The organism is Pseudonocardia sediminis, assembly GCF_004217185.1.
In the GTDB taxonomy this organism is placed as follows: Bacteria; Actinomycetota; Actinomycetes; order Mycobacteriales; family Pseudonocardiaceae; genus Pseudonocardia; species Pseudonocardia sediminis.
Map to the genome: position 1 here is coordinate 6,204,861 of NZ_SHKL01000001.1, position 17,055 is coordinate 6,221,915.

At 71.7% G+C, this 17,055-nt stretch carries 15 protein-coding genes; 3 read left to right on the forward strand and 12 right to left on the reverse strand.

Going from position 1 to position 17,055, the window contains the following annotated elements; all coding sequences use genetic code 11:
• Position 1: 1 nt before the first annotated feature.
• From EV383_RS29025 to EV383_RS29065, 9 genes are all read right to left on the reverse strand, one after another.
• Entirely contained in the window at positions 2 to 1,090 is a 1,089-nt protein-coding gene (locus EV383_RS29025; RefSeq protein ID WP_130293104.1) for an amidohydrolase family protein, read from the reverse strand.
• A 42-nt stretch (positions 1,091 to 1,132) separates the two neighbouring features.
• Positions 1,133 to 1,675: a Rieske (2Fe-2S) protein gene (locus tag EV383_RS29030; RefSeq protein WP_130293106.1), complete on the reverse strand. Its 543-nt coding sequence runs from the start codon at positions 1,673 to 1,675 to the stop codon at positions 1,133 to 1,135.
• A gap of 28 nt (positions 1,676 to 1,703) precedes the next feature.
• Positions 1,704 to 3,038 (reverse strand): MFS transporter, encoded by a 1,335-nt coding sequence (locus EV383_RS29035; RefSeq protein WP_130293108.1) that lies wholly within the window; start codon positions 3,036 to 3,038, stop codon positions 1,704 to 1,706.
• Positions 3,039 to 3,086: 48 nt separating this feature from the next.
• A complete protein-coding gene (locus tag EV383_RS29040; protein WP_130293110.1) occupies positions 3,087 to 3,284 on the reverse strand; it encodes a ferredoxin in 198 nt (65 codons plus the stop codon).
• A gap of 158 nt (positions 3,285 to 3,442) precedes the next feature.
• Positions 3,443 to 4,087, reverse strand: coding sequence for a TetR/AcrR family transcriptional regulator (locus EV383_RS29045; protein WP_165438542.1), 645 nt, complete (start codon positions 4,085 to 4,087; stop codon positions 3,443 to 3,445).
• A gap of 25 nt (positions 4,088 to 4,112) precedes the next feature.
• A complete protein-coding gene (locus EV383_RS29050; RefSeq protein ID WP_207223691.1) occupies positions 4,113 to 5,630 on the reverse strand; it encodes a long-chain-fatty-acid--CoA ligase in 1,518 nt (505 codons plus the stop codon).
• Positions 5,631 to 5,643: 13 nt separating this feature from the next.
• Complete coding sequence (locus EV383_RS29055) at positions 5,644 to 6,819, reverse strand: acyl-CoA dehydrogenase family protein (RefSeq protein ID WP_207223692.1); 1,176 nt, start codon at positions 6,817 to 6,819, stop codon at positions 5,644 to 5,646.
• A 1-nt stretch (position 6,820) separates the two neighbouring features.
• Positions 6,821 to 7,675, reverse strand: coding sequence for a 3-hydroxyacyl-CoA dehydrogenase family protein (locus tag EV383_RS29060; protein ID WP_130293114.1), 855 nt, complete (start codon positions 7,673 to 7,675; stop codon positions 6,821 to 6,823).
• Entirely contained in the window at positions 7,672 to 8,469 is a 798-nt protein-coding gene (locus EV383_RS29065) for a nuclear transport factor 2 family protein (protein WP_130293116.1), read from the reverse strand. Before EV383_RS29065 ends, EV383_RS29060 begins: the two co-directional genes overlap by 4 nt.
• Before the next feature lie 138 nt (positions 8,470 to 8,607).
• On the opposite strand from EV383_RS29065, the gene EV383_RS29070 reads away from it, so the two are divergent.
• Entirely contained in the window at positions 8,608 to 9,792 is a 1,185-nt protein-coding gene (locus tag EV383_RS29070) for an LLM class flavin-dependent oxidoreductase (protein ID WP_130293118.1), read from the forward strand.
• A gap of 123 nt (positions 9,793 to 9,915) precedes the next feature.
• On the opposite strand, the gene EV383_RS29075 is transcribed toward EV383_RS29070, so the two are convergent.
• Complete coding sequence (locus tag EV383_RS29075) at positions 9,916 to 10,827, reverse strand: type IV toxin-antitoxin system AbiEi family antitoxin domain-containing protein (RefSeq protein WP_207223693.1); 912 nt, start codon at positions 10,825 to 10,827, stop codon at positions 9,916 to 9,918.
• Positions 10,828 to 11,046: 219 nt separating this feature from the next.
• Positions 11,047 to 12,678, reverse strand: a complete 1,632-nt coding sequence (locus EV383_RS29080) for a flavin-containing monooxygenase (RefSeq protein WP_130293120.1) — start codon at positions 12,676 to 12,678, stop codon at positions 11,047 to 11,049.
• Positions 12,679 to 12,787: 109 nt separating this feature from the next.
• On the opposite strand from EV383_RS29080, the gene EV383_RS29085 reads away from it, so the two are divergent.
• Positions 12,788 to 13,696: an enoyl-CoA hydratase-related protein gene (locus EV383_RS29085; protein WP_130293123.1), complete on the forward strand. Its 909-nt coding sequence runs from the start codon at positions 12,788 to 12,790 to the stop codon at positions 13,694 to 13,696.
• A 3-nt stretch (positions 13,697 to 13,699) separates the two neighbouring features.
• The gene (locus tag EV383_RS29090; protein ID WP_130293125.1) at positions 13,700 to 15,397 is read left to right on the forward strand and encodes an AMP-binding protein; all 1,698 of its coding nucleotides are present in this window, start codon (positions 13,700 to 13,702) and stop codon (positions 15,395 to 15,397) included.
• On the opposite strand, the gene EV383_RS29095 is transcribed toward EV383_RS29090, so the two are convergent.
• Positions 15,282 to 16,964, reverse strand: a complete 1,683-nt coding sequence (locus tag EV383_RS29095; RefSeq protein ID WP_242623358.1) for an AMP-binding protein — start codon at positions 16,962 to 16,964, stop codon at positions 15,282 to 15,284. The genes EV383_RS29090 and EV383_RS29095 overlap by 116 nt on opposite strands.
• Between the last annotated feature and the right edge of the window lie 91 nt (positions 16,965 to 17,055).

The following is a 17,055-nucleotide window of genomic DNA, read 5'->3' on the forward strand; positions in this document are numbered from 1 at the left end:
GTCAGAGCCGGTACCAGCGCCGCGCGGTCTCGGACATCACGTTGGCCCGCATGGTCTCGGGCAGGACCTGCAGGAACTCGGCGATGTCGTCGTCGTGGCGGTGCGGGTAGTCGGTGCCGAACATCAGCAGGTCGTCGGTGCCGAGCCACTCGACGATCTTGGCCATGTGCTCCGGCGGACCCGAGTCGATCGGGGCGACGGAGAACCGGAAGTGCTCGCGCACCAGGTCCATCGGCGGGCGGTCCACCCACGGGATCTCCCGGCGCAGACCCTTCCACTCCTTGTTCATCCGCCATCCCCAGGTGGGGATCCAGGTGAAGCCGCAGTCGAGCATCGAGATCCGCAGCTCCGGGAACTTCCGCAGCACGCCCTCGGCGATCATCGAGATGACCTGCGCCGCGTAGACCTGGGTCTCGGCGGCGTACTCCTCGACGTACCAGGACGGGAACCCGCTGGTCGACGGCGAGCCGTCCGGGGTGCCGCCCCAGTGCATGCCGACGACCAGGTCGTTGCGCACCGCGGCGTCGAAGAACGGCCACCAGATCCGCTGGCCGTAGAGGGTCTCCGAGCGGACCGGCAGCATGACCTGCTTGAACCCGGGATGACCGCCGATCCGGTCGATCTCGTCGGCGGCGGCCTGCGGGTCGCGCGCGGGCACGACCAGCGAGCCGACCAGGCGCGGGTCGCGGTCGAGCCACTCCGCGACCAGCCAGTCGTTCACCGAGCGGGCCAGGGCGGCGGCCCAGTCCGGGTGGCGCAGCGAGTCGATCGCGTAGTAGCAGTTCAGGACGGCCTTCTCGACCTGCCACGGGTCCAGGATGTGGCGCTGCAGCGCGCCCAGGTCCGACGCCGGCGGGCCGTCGTCGAGGCGCCACTCGTCACGGGACGTGGTGGGCGCGTTCGGCGGGTAGGCGATCTTGAGCCCGGACGGGCCGGCCCAGCCGCGCTCCTGGGCCCACTGCACCCAGACCCGCTCCTGGTACTTCTGCAGCGTCTCCAGCGAGGGGACGTTCGCGTGCACGTCGGCATCGATCACGGACCCGGACCACAGGGCCGTGCGGGTCGTGTTCTCGAGCAGTGCGGTGGTCATCGACTCGGTTCCTCTCACTTGCGGCAGGTCAGCGGCAGCAGGTCACTTACGGCGGGGACGGCCGGTGCTGACCACGACGTAGTCCTGCTCCACCACGACCTCGAACGTCTCCGCGGTGTACGGGCCGGGGACGCGCCCGTCGGCCTCGGGGGCGGCGCCGGTGTCGGCCTCGGGGGTGCCCGGTGCGCCGGGGGCGGCGGCCGGGGCGTCGGCGGCGACGTCGGCACCACTGCGGACCTCGACCGGGAAACGCTTGGCCTTCACCCGCTTCGGGTCGAAGTAGGACTGACCGGTGTGGACGTCGAACTCCCAGCCGTGCAGCGGGCAGGTCAGGAACTTGCGGCTCTCGTCGAGCCGGACGTCACCGGGACCCGACGACTCCACCAGCCCGATCACCGCGCCCTCGCACAGCGGCCCGGACATGTGCGGGCAGCGGTGCAGGAACGCGACGTACTCGCCGTCGATGTTGAAGATCCCGATCTGCCGCCCGTCCAGCTCCACGATCCGGCGCGACCCGGGCGGGATCTCGTCGGTGCGGGCGACGACGTGCTTGCCCCCGCGCGGACGTTCGGTGGGTGCGGTCATGTCCGTCCTTCCATCGTGGTCATCGCGGTCACGCCTCGCGCAGGGCGCGCTGCTTCATCTCCGGCGCGAACCACGCCGCGCCCGCGCTGAGCAGGCAGACGACGAGCATGAACACGGCGACGTAGGTGTAGTTCGGGGCGCCACCGGCCGCGACCAGCAGCGACGTCGCGATCAGCGGGCCGAAGCCACCACCGATCGCGCCGGCGACCTGGTAGCCCAGCGACGCGCCGGTGTAGCGGGTGCCGGTGGTGAACAGCTCGGCCAGGAACGCGCCCATCGGGCCGTACATCATGCCGTGCGCGACGTAGGTGAACAGGAACGCGACGAGCAGCACCGCCCACGACCCGCTGTCGAACGCGGCGAACAACGTGAACGCGCTGATCCCGAGCAGGGCACCGCCCCAGTAGTAGATCTTCCGCCGTCCGATGTGGTCGGAGAGCAGGCCGAACAGCGGCATCGCGATCAGCTCGACGACATTGGCGATGCTCTGCGCCGTCAGCACCTCGGCCCGGGAGAACCCGACCTGCGTGCCGTAGGACGCGCCGAACGTGATGAACACGGCGCTGGCCGCGAACGGCCCGATCACCAGCAGCACGCCGACGACGACGTTGCGCCAGTCCTTGGTCATGATCTCGATGAACGGCGCCTTGGCCGGTTTCGTCTTCTGCTCCTGACGAGCGCGTTCGAAGACCGGACTCTCGTCGACCCCCAGGCGCACCCAGAGACCGACCCCGACCAGCACGATCGAGGCCAGGAACGGCAGGCGCCAGCCCCAGCTCAGCAGGTCCTCCTGCGGCAGCAGCGAGAGCAGCGCGAACACCGCCGTCGACAGCGTGACGCCGGTGGGCACGCCCATCATGCCGACGCTGCCCCACAGGCCGCGCCGCCTGTCGTCGAAGTGCTCGATGGCCATCAGGACGCCACCGCCCCACTCGCCGCCGGCGGCCAGCCCCTGGATGACGCGCGCGGTGACCAGCAGGATCGGGGCCCAGATGCCGATCTGCTCGTACGTCGGCAGCAGACCGACGATGACGGTCCCGAATCCCATCAGGATGATCGAGAGGACCAGCATCTTCTTGCGGCCGATCCGGTCACCGAAGTGCCCGGCGATGATGCCGCCGATCGGGCGGGCCAGGAAGCCGCTGGCCAGCGTGCCGAACGCGGCCAGGGTCCCGATCAGCGAGTCGACCTCGGGGAAGAACAGGACGTTGAAGACGATCGCCGCCGCGGTCCCGTAGATGTAGAAGTCGAACCACTCGATGACCGTGCCGATGTAGGTCGAGGTCAGGATGCGGCGCTTGGAGTTGCGCCGCTTACTGCCGGTCCGAGACGACCCGTCGTGGGTGTCTGCCGAAAGTGCCACGCTGCACTCCTGGAAGCCGTGGTGGGGGAAGGACGGGAGCGGCGGGCCTCAGCCCGCGGCCTCGACGATGGCGTGTGCGGGGCATCCCGCGATGGCCCGCCGAGCGGCGGCCTCCTGGCCCTCGGGAACGGTGCCGTCACCCTTCTCGGTGGCGTAGCCGTCCTCGTCGAGGTCGAACAGGTCGGGCGCGTGGCCGTCGCAGAGTCCGAAACCGTCGCACAGATCGGGATCGACCGTGATCCTCATGTGAGCGCACCTCCAGGCGTCACCGACGCCGGACAGCAGCGTCCGGGGCCGTCGTTCGGGCGCCGAGAACATAACATGTTCTTTCCGTCGAACGCAGCCCTCCGAGCGAGATCATCAGTGCTCAGAGCACCTGTCGGCCCGGCTGCGGGACAGCGCGTTCAGCGCACCTGCAGACCGTTCAGGAGCGTGTCCGCGTAGGCCTCGCCGATCTCGCGCGCCGGGATGGCCGTGTCCTCCGGGCGGTACCAGCGGTTACTCCAGGCGACCATGCCGATGATCCCGTAGGCGATCACCCACGGCTGCGTCCCGACCGCGAACGTCCCCTCGTCCACCCCCGCCTGCACGACGGCGACGACGGCGTTCTCGTAGCGCTTGTTGTACCCGCGCATCCGCTGCGCCCAGGCCGAGCGGTCCGGCGAGACCGCGCCCAGGTGCTCCTGGATGTAGACGTAGAGGAACGGGTAGCTCTCGGCGTAGGAGACCATCAGCTCGACGACCAGGCGCCGCAGCTTCTCCGGCGCCGTGCCGGGCCCGGCCACGATCTCCTCGGCCGACAGCGCGTTGCGCTCCACCGCCCCGCCGACGACGTCCTGGAACAGCTCCTGCTTGCCGCCGACGTAGTAGTACAGCGACGCGCGGTCCATCGACAGGGCCTCGGCGACGTCGGCCAGCGAGGTCCCCGCGTAGCCGTGGTCCTTGAACAGCTGCCCGGCCGCGGCGACGATCTCGGTCCGCTTCTCCTGGTAGGCGGCCGTGCCCTCGTCCTGGGCGGACTTGCGCCGCTTGCCGATCCCGCTGGTCATGACCGTCAGTCTCCCCGACGCCGGATCATCGGACGGGGGCGGCATCCGGCCAGTACGGCTCGCGCAGGACCTTCTTGAGCACCTTGCCCGACGCGTTGCGCGGCAGCTCGTCGACGAAGTCCACCGAGGTGGGGCACTTGTAGCGGGCCAGACGCTCGCGGGCGTGCGCGACGAGCTCCTCCGGGGAGGGGTCCTCGCCGGGGTTCCGGACCACGAGCGCCTTGACCGTCTCGCCCCAGCGCGGCGACGGGACGCCGATCACCGCGACCTCCGCGACGCCCGGGTGCGAGGCCAGCGCGTTCTCCACCTCGGCCGGGTACACGTTCTCCCCGCCGGAGATCACCATGTCCTTGATCCGGTCGTGCAGGAACAGGTAGCCCTCGTCGTCGGTGTAGGCGGCGTCGCCGGTGCGCAGCCAGCCGTCGCCGCTCAGGGTGGCCGCGGTCTCGTCGTCGCGGCGCCAGTAGCCGGCCATGTTCTGCCCGGACCGGACGCGGATCTCGCCGACCTGCCCGGGCGGGCTCGGCTCGTCGGTCAGCGGGTCGAACACGGCGACGTCGTGCCAGGGCAGGGCCTTGCCGACCGAGCGCAGCAGACCGGCGCGCGGCCCGCCCGGGTCGTGGTCGCCGGGGGCGAGGCTGACGACGGTGCCCGCTGTCTCGGTCATCCCGTAGACGCCGAGGAACCCGCAGCCGAGGCGGTCCATCGCCCGCCGCAGCAGGGCCTCGGTCATCGGTGCCCCGCCGTAGGCGATCAGCTCGAGGCTGGACAGGTCGGTCCGGTCGATCTCGGGCGCGGAGAGCAGCATCTGCACCACGGACGGGACCAGGAACGAGTGCGTCACCCGGTAGCGCTCGATCAGGCGCAGCATGTCGGCCGGGTCGACGGCGGCGACGAGGATCGTGTGCCCGCCCTGCCCCAGCGTGGTGAGCCCGTAGCCGATGCCGCCGATGTGGAACTGCGGCGACGGCACGAGGTTCACCGAGTCGGGGCCCATCGCGTAGAACTCGCGGCCCATCCGCGGGGTGAACGCCAGGTTGGCGTGGGTGAGCCGGGCGCCCTTGGGGACGCCGGTGGTGCCGGAGCTGTAGAGCTGCAGCACCACGTCACCGGGCGCGACCAGGACGTCGGGTGAGGTGGCCGGCTCGTCGGCGATCCACTTCTCGTACCCGGTGTCCAGGTCGACGACCTCGACGCCGTCCGGGACGAGCCCCTGCTCGGCCGTACCCGCCAGCACCAGCCGGGGCCCGGCGTTGTCCAGGACCGCCGCGATCTCCGGGGGCGCCAGCCGCCAGTTCAGCCCGACCAGCACCACACCGGCGCGGGCCGCTCCGAACAGCAGCTCGACGTACTCGGGCCGGTTGCGCGAGAGCACCCCGACCCGGTCCCCGGGGACCAGGCCGTGCCGGCGCAGCGCGTGCGCGACACGGTTGGCCCGCGCGTCCAGCTCGCCGAACGACAGGGTCACGTCGTCGCAGGTCAGAGCCGGGCGCTCCGGGCCGAGTGCGACCAGGTCGGTGAGCATCCCGCCGAGCGTGGACACGAGAGAGACCCTCCTAGTAGCTCTTGGGCAGGCCCAGGCTGTGCTGGGCGACGTGGTTGAGCACCATCTCCTTGCTCACCGGTGCGGTGCGGAACATCCGCGCGGTGAACCACAGATCGGACAGGCCGTACTCGTTGGACAGCCCGTTCCCGCCGTGGGTCTGGATGGCGTGGTCCAGCGCGGCGACGACGGCCTCGCCCGCGGCGTACTTGGCCACCGTCGACGCCTCGCCCGCGTCCGCGCCGGCGTCGGTGAGCTCGGCGGCGTGGTAGGTCATCAGGCGGGCCAGCTGGACCTCGATGTAGGCCTTGGCCATCGGGTGCGCGATGCCCTGGTGCGAGCCGATCGGCGCCCCGTTCCACACGCTGCGCTCGGTCGCGTAGGTGGCCGCACGCTCAAGGGCGTAGCGGGCGATGCCGTTGGCCTGCGCCGCCGCCGTCACCCGCTCCGGGTTGAGGCCGGCGAAGACCTGCTTGAGGCCGTCGCCCTCGGCGCCGATCAGCATGTCGCGCGAGACCGGGACGTCGTCGAAGAACGTGGTGAACTGGTTCTCCGGGATCTGCAGTGCGGCGTCGATCTTCTGGAACGACAGGCCGGGCGAGTCGGTCGGGACCAGGAACAGCGACAGCCTGTGCCGGCCCCGCTCGTCGGCCTCGGGCCCCCGGGCGACGACGAGCACGGCGTCGGCCTCGTCGATGCCCGACGTCCAGTACTTCTGCCCGCGCAGCCTCCAGCCGTCCTCGGAACGGTGCGCGGTGGTGGTGATGTTGTGGGTGTTCGTGCCGGCGTCCGGCTCGGTGATCGCGAAGGCGACCTTCTTCGTGCCCTCGCAGATCCCGGGCAGCCACTCCCGCTTCATCTCCTCGGTGGCGTGCGCGGCGAGCAGCGAACCGGCGATCGCCGGGGAGATGACCAGCATGAACATCGGGCAGCCCTGGGAGGCCGTCTCCTCGATGACCAGCGCGAGGTCGACGAGCCCGCCCCCGCCGCCGCCGTACTCCTCGGGCAGGTGCACGCCCAGGAATCCGGACTGCCCCATCTCACGCCAGAGCTCGTCCGGCGGGACCTCGCGGCGGGTCACGTCCTGGAAGTAGGACCGCCCGTAGCTGCCGACCAGCTTGCCGACGGCCTCGCGCAGCGCCCGTCGCTCGTCGTTCTCGACGAGCATGGTCTCGCGGACCTGTCCCATGTCAGTCCTTCCACTCGAAGAATCCCTGCCCCGACTTGCGTCCGAGCTCCCCCGCCGCGACCTTCTGTTCCAGGATGGCGGGCGGGGCGTAGCGCTCGCCGTAGACGCTCTGCAGGTGACGGGCGATGTCGAGCCGCACGTCGAGCCCGACCACGTCGGACAGGCGCAGCGGGCCGATCGGGTGCCCGTAGGCGAGCACGGCCGCGCGGTCGATGTCCTCCGCGTCGGCCACGCCCTCCTCCAGCATCCGCATCGACTCGAACGCGGAGATGCAGTCCAGCCGGCTGGTCGCGAAGCCCGGCACGTTCGCCACGACGATCGACTCCTTGTCGATCGCGGTCGCGACGGCCCGCGCGGCGGCGATCGTGTCGTCGCCGGTGGCCTTCCCACGCACGATCTCGACCAGCGCGATCGACCAGACCGGGTTGAAGAAGTGCATGCCGCAGAAGCGCTCCGGGTCGGGCAGCTCCGCGGCCAGGTCGTCGATCGACACCGAGCTGGTGTTCGACGCCAGCAGCGCCGGCTTCCGCTCGGCGGCCGCGGCGAGCACCGGCCGCTTGAGATCCATGCGCTCCGGGACGGTCTCGATCACCACGTCCAGGCCGGACCGGAGCTCCTCGACGGTGCCGACGATCGAGACCAGGCCGGACAGGGCGTCGGCGGCGTCCGGGTCCAGCCGTCCGCGGTCCACCCCGGCCTGGGCCCGGCTCTCCAGTCGGGCGAGCAACCCGGCCCGGCGTTCGGCGTCGGTCTCGACGACGGTCGTCGCGTGCCCGGACGAGGCCAGCACGTAGGCGATGCCGAACCCCATGGTCCCGCCGCCGATGACGCCGGCGCGCAGCGTCCGGTCGCTCATGCCCGCACCGCCCGTCGCAGGCCGACCCGGTCGCGCACGACGTGCCCGGTGATCGAGCCGCCGTCGCCGACGTGCACCAGCCCGATCGCGCTGTGCGCGGCGGTCGTCCCCTCGCGCCCGTCGGTGTCCGGCAGGCCACCGAGGTAGCGGCCGGACTGGTCGAGCGCGAACGCGACCGAACGCCCGGCCGAGAACAGCTCACGGACCTCGGTCCGCGGGTCGCCGAGCAGCGCGGGCGTGTCCTGGCCGCACCAGCCGTCGTCGAGCCGCACGGTGCCGGAGCGGCCCAGGTCGCCCGAGTCGAGCCACTCGCGGACGAGCTTCTCGGCGTCCGGGTCGGCCTCCTGCGGGGTCGCGGCCCAGGGGGCGACGGCCGGGTGGTCGACCGGGTCCGGCGTGCGCGTGGCGAGCTGACGGCGACGGGAGTGGTAGTCCTCCTCGGTCGCGTTGCGGGTCAGCTTCTCGCCGTCCCACGCGAAGATGCCGATGCCGGTCCAGGCCGCGGGGGCCATGTCGTCGGCGGCCGAGGGGCCGTGCTCGGAGAAGCGGACCGCGATGCGCTCGCCGTCGGTGACCACGGTGTGCGCGGTCAGCAGCAGGCCGGGGAAGCGGTTCAGCTGGGCCATGGTGCCGGGGACGTACTCGTCGTCGCGGCCGGCGAGCGTGTGCCCGCCGATGAGGATCTCGTAGCCCGGATCCATGATCTCGGCGCAGACCGCGGGGTCGGCACGTCCCAGCCAGTCCACGGAGAACCGGCGGATCAGCTCGACAAGCGGGTGGATCTGCGGCGCCACTCCGCACCCCTTTCAACGGTTGTGTTGACGCTAGCCCCGGCGGGCGGACCGGTCAACGGTGGCTCGTCAACTCCAGCGTTGACAATTCGGCCCGACGTGCGGACCATCACATTTCCCGACCGTCGGCGAAGGAGCCCCATGTCCCGGATGCGCTTCGGCATCTTCCTGCCCCCGCACCACGTCCCGGTCGGGCAGAACCCGACCTGGTCACTCGAGCGCGACGTCCAGCTCATACAGATGCTCGACAAGATGGGCTTCGACGAGGCCTGGATCGGTGAGCACCACTCCTGCGGCGTCGAGCTCGTCGGCGACCCGCTGCTGTTCATCGCCCACGTCGCCCAGGTCACCCGCAACATCAAGCTCGGCTCCGGCGTGCTGTCGCTGCCGTACCACAACCCGTACATGGTGGCGGACCGCCTGATCCTGCTCGACCACCTGACGCGCGGCCGCGTGATGCTGGGCGTCGGCCCGGGCGCGCTGGCCACCGACGCCCTGAGCATCGGCCTGGATCCCGCCGACGCCCGCAAGGCGCTCGAGACCGACGTCGACGTCCTGATGCACCTCCTGCGCAGCGACGAGCCGATCACCATCGACACCGGCCGCTACAAGCTCGACGAGGCGCGCCTGCAGATGGACGCCTACTCGTGGCCGCACCCGGAGATCGCCACCGCCGCCATCGTGTCGCCCTCGGGCCCGCGCCTGGTCGGCAAGCACGGCATGGGCATGATCTCGATCGGCGCCACCATGAGCCAGGACGGCTTCGACGCCCTGGGCATGCACTGGAACGTCGTCGAGGAGCGGGCCAGGGAGTTCGGCCAGAACGTCGACCGTTCCGGCTGGCGCCTGGTCGGTCCGATGCACATCGCCGACACCAAGGACCAGGCGATCTCCGATGTCGCGTACGGCATCGACGCCTGGTTCGACTACCTGCAGCACACCGCGGCCGCGCCGCAGCTCGGCGTGATGGGCGAGACCACGAAGGAGCGCATCGACTTCGTGATCGAGTCCGGGATGGGCATCATCGGCACCGTCGACGACGCGATCCAGCAGATCGAGCGTCTCGAGGAGCAGTCCAACGGCGGGTTCGGCGCCTACCTCATGTTCGCCCACAACTGGGCGCCGTGGGAGGAGACCCAGCACCACTACCACCTGTTCGCCAACCACGTGATCCCGAAGTTCAAGCGGACCGACCGCCGGCTCCTGGCCAACGAGGCCTGGACCCGCAGCGTCCGCGAGCCCCTCGCGGCCCGTCAGTGGGACGCGATCAACGCCTTCACCGCCGCCCACGCGGAGGAGCAGAAGGCGAAGGGCTCCATGACCTGACCCACCCCACCCGTCCCCCGCCCCACCCATGGCGCGCGCCGTCCCCGACGGCGCGCGCCGTTCGGCGTCATGCGCGGCGTCGACGGGGTGCGTCGTGCCGGACGGCGCGCGTCATGGGGTCGGTCAGAGGTTGAGGCGGGCTCGTAGGCGGGCGGCCGTCCGGGCGAACCCCGCCAGGTCCGCCCAGTACCAGCGGACCTTCGCCAGGTCCTGCGCGCGGATCGCGTCCTCGCGGAGCTTCTCGTCGTGGACGACGTCGGCCGCTTCCTGGCCGGGGCGCAACAGCCGTCCGTACTTCACCCGGCCGTCAAACTCGCCGACCACGCCCCGATCGGGCCAGGCGAAGTCGGTCCGCGCCACGAACCGGCCGTCGGGCCCGACGACCGTCCACTGCAGCACCGGGGCGGGCAGACCCGCCCGTGCGATCGCGACCCGGCTGCGCGACTCACCGACGCTCTGACCACCTCCGTCGGCGAAGGCGAGCACGCGCCGAGCCGCCGGAGTTCCCCGCCACCGACCGGCACGTTCGAGAGCAGCGGCCGGAAGGGCCGTCTCCAGGCCGGCCGCGAGTGCGGCGTCGGCGACGACGACAGCCTCCTCGAAGGGGAGGTCACGAGCGATGTCGACGACGGTGCGCGCCACCGAGGTGACCGCCATCCCGTCCACGGTGACGACATCGTCCGGCGCCAGCGGGGCGATGTGCGCGTGCAGTGTCGGCGAGCGCCGCCCGCCTCCGGCGGCGTCCCGGGTGACGTGCACGCGGTCCCGGTCCACGTTCCAGGTCGGGAGGCCGTGCAGAGCGGCCGCCGAGATGTGGCTGACCACCGAACCCTCGGCCAGCGCCGGGAGCGTCGCACGGACCCGGAGGACGTGGCGGGCGTCGGGATCGCGGAGGCGCTCGTCGGTCGCGGGGCAGTACGCGCCGCGCCGCAACGTCGTCACCTCACCGCGTCGGCGCAGCCGGCGCACCTCGGCGTCGGTGACACCCGAGGCGAGCAGCTCCGACCGGGTCCGCAGGTCCGGCACGATCTCCACACCCGCGAGCCTGCACCGGCGCCCCGGGCCCGGTGGCCCGACCGACACATCCGGTCACCATTGCGAACTCGCGCGGCTTCTCTGAGGTCACGCGCGCGCCCCGGCGTCACGCGCGCCGTCGACACCGTGCGTGGCGCCGGACGGCGAGCGTGGTCGGAGCCGCCCGGCGAGCACGACCAGGTGGGCCGGTCCGGCACGACGGTGGGCCGGACCGGGGTATCAGGAGACGCCGACCGGCGCCTTGTCGAGGGTCAGGCCCTCGTAGCCGTCGTCGCGGACCTTCTCGAGGATCCGCCGGTAGCCGCGCACGCCGCCGACGTAGGGCATGAACACCCGCGGCTTCCCCTCGACCTCGTCGCCGTTGTAGTACGACGTGGCCCGCGGGTAGAGCGTCGCCCGGGCGCGCTCGTTCACGTGTTCGACCCACTGGGCCTGCGCCTCGGCGGTGGCCTCGATCCGGGTCGCGCCCCGGGACTCGGCGTGGGCGAGGAGCGCGGCCAGCCAGTCGACGTGCTGCTCGATCGAGAGCAGGACGTTGGACAGCAGCGACGGGCTGCCCGGGCCGGCGACGATGTAGAAGTTCGGGAAGCCGTGCACGAACGGGCCGAGGAAGGTCTTCGGGCCCTCGCTCCAGGCCCGGCGCAGGGTGAGGCCGTCGCGGCCGGTGATCTCCGGGCGCAGCAGCGAGCCGGTCATGGCGTCGAAGCCCGTCGCGAACACCAGCGTGTCGAGCTCGTGCTCGGTGCCGCTCGCGAGGCGGACGCCGTTCGGGGTCAGCGCCTCGATCGGGTCGGACTTCACGTCGACGAGCGTCACGTCGTCGCGGTTGAAGGCCTCGAAGTACCCACTGTCCACCGACGGCCGCTTGGCACCGAACGGGAACCCGCGCGGGGTCAGCTTCTCCCGGGTCGCCGGGTCGTCGACCTTCTCCGCGATCTTGTCGCGGATGAACTCGGACGCGGTCTCGTTCGCCTTCTCGTCCAGGATGAGGTCGTAGTAGGCGAGCACGAACCCGAAGCCGAGACGGGTCCAGGCCTTCTCGTAGGTCTCCCGGCGCTCGTCCGGGGTGGCTTCCAGCGCGGACTGCTTGCTGGGCTTGAACCCCAGGCCGGACGGCGAGTTCAGGGCGGCCTCGCGGCGCTCCCGGTAGTGCGCCTTGACCTCGGCGTCGCGCTCGTCGGTCAACGGCTCGTTGGCCGCGGCGATGCTGAAGTTCGGGGTCCGCTGGAACACCGACAGGTGGTCGGCCTCCTTCGCCACGACCGGCACCATCTGCATGCCGGACGAGCCGGTGCCGATGATCCCGACGCGCTGCCCCGAGAGGTCCACTCCGGAGTGCGGCCAGCGCGCGGAGTGCAGGATCCGGCCGGTGAACGAGTCCTGACCGGGCCACTGCGGCGCCTTCGTCGTCGACAGGTTGCCGACGGCCATGATCAGGTGCGCGCCGGTCCAGGTCTCGGAGCCCCCGTCCTCCCCGACGGTGACCTCCACGGTCCAGCGGCCGGCCGCGTCATCCCACGTCGCGTCGGACATCCAGCGGTGCAGGTGGACGTCGCGCAGCAGGTCGAAGCGGTCGGCCACGTGCTCGGCGTAGCGCAGGATCTCGGGCTGGGCGGCGTAGCGCTCGGTCCAGCGCCACTCCTGCTCCAGCTCCTCGCTGAACGCGTAGGAGTAGTCGTAGCTCTCCACATCGCAGCGCGCGCCGGGGTAGCGGTTCCAGTACCAGACACCGCCGACGCCGCCGCCGGCCTCGAGCACGGCCACGCTCTTCCCCTGCTCGCGCAGGGTGTGCAGCGCGCGCAGCCCGGCGAAGCCGGCCCCGATCACGACGACGTCCACGTCCTTGGTCACGAGCCGACGTTAACCCCGGCAACGGGCCACGGTCAACGCATGTGTTGACAGCGCGTCCGACGTGACTAGGTTGGCCGATGACGTGACGTGCGCAGTACAGGAGGACGACGTGGACCTCGACAGTCTCGAGATGCTCATCTACGAGAAGAAGGACCGGATCGCGGTCCTGACGCTCAACCGCCCGGACCGGGGCAACGCGTTGTGCCGGCAGCTGCGTGACGAGCTGGACCTGGTCCTCGACGACCTCGACTCCGACGACGACACCCGCGTCCTGGTCGTGAAGAGCAACGGCAAGAACTTCTGCACCGGCTACGACCTCACCGAGTGGGCCTACCTCTGGGACTCGGCCGAGACGCCGTCGCGCCCCGAGGACGCCCGCCCGCACCGTCGCGCCCCGATCTTCTCCCGCCGCGAGTTCCACGAGTCCCGCGAGCGCTGGATGCGGCTCTGGCGCATCCGCCAGGCCACGGTCGGCGTCGTCCGCGGCGCGTGCGTCGCCGGTGGGCTGGACTTGGCCGGTGTGCTGGACATCGTGTTCACCGCCGAGGACGCCACGTTCGGCCAGCCCGAGGCCCGCACCATGGGCGAGATCCACATGTTCGGCATGTGGCCGGTGCACCTGGGCATGCGCAAGACCAAGGAGTGGCTGTTCACCGGCGACTCGATGACCGGCGTCGAGGCCGCCGAGCTGGGCCTGGCCAACCGCGCCGTCCCGGCCGACGAGGTCGAGGCCGTCGCCATGGCCTACGCCGAGCGGATCTCGCACGTCCCGCTGGAGATGCTCTACGCGCACAAGGAGTCCACCAACCGCTGGTGGGACGCCATGGGCATCACCGCCGCGATCGCCGCGGCCAACGACGCCGACGCGATGGCGATCGCCGGGCCTGCCATGCAGGACTTCCAGCGGGTGCAGCGTGCGAAGGGCGTGCGCGCGGCCGTCGAGGACCGCGACGAGCCGTTCTCGCACCACCGCACCTACTGGGAGGCCTACCAGGCCTCGAAGCAGCAGAAGGACTGACGCGTGCTCGCCCCGGTGGCGCAGCGTCAGGCAGCGTTGGAGAAGCGCTTCCCGACCTGGGAGCGACGACGGCTGGACCAGGCACTCGACGCCGCGGCCGCGGAGTTCGGCGACCGGGACCTGGTCGTCACCGACGAGCGGACGTTCTCCTACGCCGAGATCGCCGACTGGTCGGTCCGGGTCGCGAACGGGCTGGTCGCGGCGGGGGTGCGCCCGGGGGAGCACGTCGCGATCGTGGCGGCGAACCTGCCCGAGTTCGTCGCGCTGAAGTTCGGGATCGCCCGGGCCGGGGCGGTCTGCATCCCGGTGAACTTCCTGAATCGGCGCGACGAGCTGGGCTACGTGCTCGACCAGTCCGACGCGGTGCTGCTGGTGACCATGGACCGGTTCCGGGACCTGGACTACCTGGCCGCCCTGGACGCGCTGATGCCCGGCTGGGAGTCCGGCGGTGGAGGTTCGCGCTTCCCGACCCTGCGGAAGGTCGTCCTGCTGCCCACCTCCGGGCCTCCGCGCGAGGGCGCGACGACGTTCGCCGAGCTTGCCGCGACCGCCGAGGGCTTCGAGCCGGTCACCGCGACCGGGCCCGACGACACCGCCGACATCCTCTACACCTCCGGCACGACCGGGACCCCGAAGGGCGTCCTGCTCACCCACGACATGCTGCTGCGCACCGCGTACGGCAGCGCGTTCGGGCGGGGCTTCCAGGACGGCCGGCGGATCACGTTCTCGCTGCCGATGTACCACGTGTACGGCTACGTCGAGGGCCTGCTCGCCGTGCTGTTCGTCGGTGGGGCGATCGTCCCGCAGCTCGCGTTCTCCCCGGCCGCGACGCTGGACGCGATCTCCCGGCACCGCTGCGACGACGTGCTGTTCATCCCGACGATGACCGCCGCGGTGCTCGACGAGCTGGACGCCCGGCCGCGGTCGCTGCCCTCGCTCACCTCGATGATCTCCTCCGGCGGTGTGGCACCGACCGGCATCTGGGACCGCATCGACGAGCACTTCGCCGGCGTCGAGCTCACCACCGGCTACGGGATGAGCGAGGTGACGGCGTCGTCCACGGTGACCCGCCCGGACGACCCGCCGGAACGACGCCTCACCACCAACGGCCGGCTGCGCGACGTCGGCGTGGCCGGGGACCCGGCACTCGGCGGGCGGCTCGTCGAGTACAGGGTGGTCGACGCGCAGACCCGCGCCGACGTCCCGCTCGGCGGCGTCGGCGAGCTGCTGGCGCGTGGCCCGGGCGTCACCTCGGGCTACTACCGCAAGCCCGACGAGACCGACGCCGTGTTCGCTGACGGCGACGGGTGGCTGCGCACCGGTGACCTCGGCCGGCTCGACGCCGACGACTACCTGACGCTCGTCGGGCGGGTGAAGGAGAGCTACCGCTGCGGAGGCGAGCAGGTCATGCCCAAGGAGATCGAGGACGTCCTGACCGGGCATCCGTCGGTCGGGCAGGCGCACGTCGTGCCGCTGCGCGACGAGCGGATGGGCGAGGTGGGGGTGGCCTGGGTCGTGGCCCGCCCGGGCGCGACGCCGGACGCCGCGGAGCTCGTGGCCTACTGCCGCGAACGTCTGGCCCGGTTCAAGGTGCCGCGCCACGTGCTGACGATCGAGGTCGCCGACATCCCGACGACGCCGTCCGGGCGTCCGCGCAAGTTCCTCCTCGCCGAGCTCGCCGCACAGCGGCTCCTCGGCTGAGGGTCGACACGGGCGGCCGCCTACGGTCTGCGCGCCGCCGACGCCACACACTTGGCGACGGCCGTCGTGGCCGGGGCGACGTGCCCGGACGCGGGACGACGACGGCGCAGGCCTTCTCGGTCAGGCGCGGGTCGGGCACCGCGACGACCGCCACGTCGGCGACGTCCGGGTGCGCGTAGAGCAGGTCCTCGACCTCCTTGGCGCTGATGTTCTCGCCGCCACGCAGGATGATGTCCTTGCTCCGTCCGGTGACGGTCAGGTAGTCGCCGGCGTCGACGGAGCCGCGGTCACCGGTGTCGATCCAGCCCTCGTCGTCGGTGACGATGCTCGTTCCGCCTGCGCTGCTCTCGGTGGGGCGCGGGCGGCCGAGGTAGCCGAGGAAGGCCTCCGCACCCCGGGCGTGCAGGTTCCCGACGGTGCCCGGCCCGACCGGGGCTCCGTCGTCGTCGAGGACCTTCAGCTCCGCGACTCCGACCACCCGCCCGTCGGTGGTGGCGCGCAGGTCGGCGGTGTCGTCGGCGTGGCCCATGGTCAGGGTGGGGATCTCGGTGGAGCCGTAGACCCGCACACCCGGGCAGCCGAGCAGGCGCTCGGCGTCGCGGATCAGGTCCGGCGGGACGTCGGCGCCGCCGCAGGCGAACACCCGCAGCGAGCTGACGTCGTGTTTCTCGCGGTCGGGGTGGTAGGTGATGCCGTGCAGGAACGGGGTGGCCGCGACGACGAACGAGATGCGGTGCCGTTCGATCAGGTCCAACCCGCGTCCGGGCTCCCAGACGTCCTGGTAGACGACGGTGGTCCCGAGCAGCGCGGACAGGTGGAACCCGTAGAGGACGCCGGTGATGTGCGCGATCGGGGACGGCATGAACATGACGTCGTCGCCCGTGAGCCCGAAGTGCGTGACGACGCTGCGGACCTCGTGGTCGAGCGTGGCGTGCGAGTGCACCGCGCCCTTCGGGTCGGACTCGGTGCCGGAGGTGTAGAGCAGGACGACCGGGTCGTCGGCGGTGCGCCCGGGCTCGGCGTGGCCGCCGTCCGGGTCCGCGGTGAGGTCGTCGAACGTCGTGGCGCCGTCGCGCTCCCCGCGCACGGTGACGACGTGGGCCAGGTCCGGGAGCTCGTCGCGCAGCCGGACGGCGAGCGCACCGTGGTCGAACCCGCGGAACTCCGCGGCCACGACCAGCACCCGCGCGCCGGAGCTGCCGAGCGCGAAGCGCATCTCCCGCTCGCGCAAGATCGGCATCAGCGGGTTCGACACGGCGCCGATCCGGATCACGGCGAGGTGCAGCGCGAGGGCCTCCCACCGGTTCGGGAGCTGTGACGACACGACCTCGCCCCGGCCCACTCCGAGCCGTCGCAACCCGGCGGCGATCCGGACCACCTGCTCCTGCAGCTCCGCGTAGGTCATCCGGCGGTCGCCGTCGACGACGGCGACGCGGTCCGGATCCCGCGCGGCGACGGTCTCCACGTGGGCGTCGAGCAGGTCGGTGCTCCACAGCCCGGTGTCGCGGTAGCGGCGCCGCCGCGCGTCGTCGACGGTGGGGAACCGGCCTGCCTCGGAGCGGGTCACCCGGAGATTCCATCGCCCGGACATCGATCCGTCAACGCCCGAGTTGACTCCCCGGGGGCTCACCCGATCCAGCGAGCGGCACTCTCGTCGG

Coding starts and splice junctions, on each gene's coding strand:
- EV383_RS29025 (WP_130293104.1), bottom strand. CDS start 1,090: ATGACCACCGCACTGCTCGAGAACACGACCCGCACGGCCCTGTGGTCC.
- EV383_RS29040 (WP_130293110.1), bottom strand. CDS start 3,284: ATGAGGATCACGGTCGATCCCGATCTGTGCGACGGTTTCGGACTCTGC.
- EV383_RS29060 (WP_130293114.1), bottom strand. CDS start 7,675: ATGAGCGACCGGACGCTGCGCGCCGGCGTCATCGGCGGCGGGACCATG.
- EV383_RS29045 (WP_165438542.1), bottom strand. CDS start 4,087: ATGACCAGCGGGATCGGCAAGCGGCGCAAGTCCGCCCAGGACGAGGGC.
- EV383_RS29030 (WP_130293106.1), bottom strand. CDS start 1,675: ATGACCGCACCCACCGAACGTCCGCGCGGGGGCAAGCACGTCGTCGCC.
- EV383_RS29055 (WP_207223692.1), bottom strand. CDS start 6,819: ATGGGACAGGTCCGCGAGACCATGCTCGTCGAGAACGACGAGCGACGG.
- EV383_RS29070 (WP_130293118.1), top strand. CDS start 8,608: ATGTCCCGGATGCGCTTCGGCATCTTCCTGCCCCCGCACCACGTCCCG.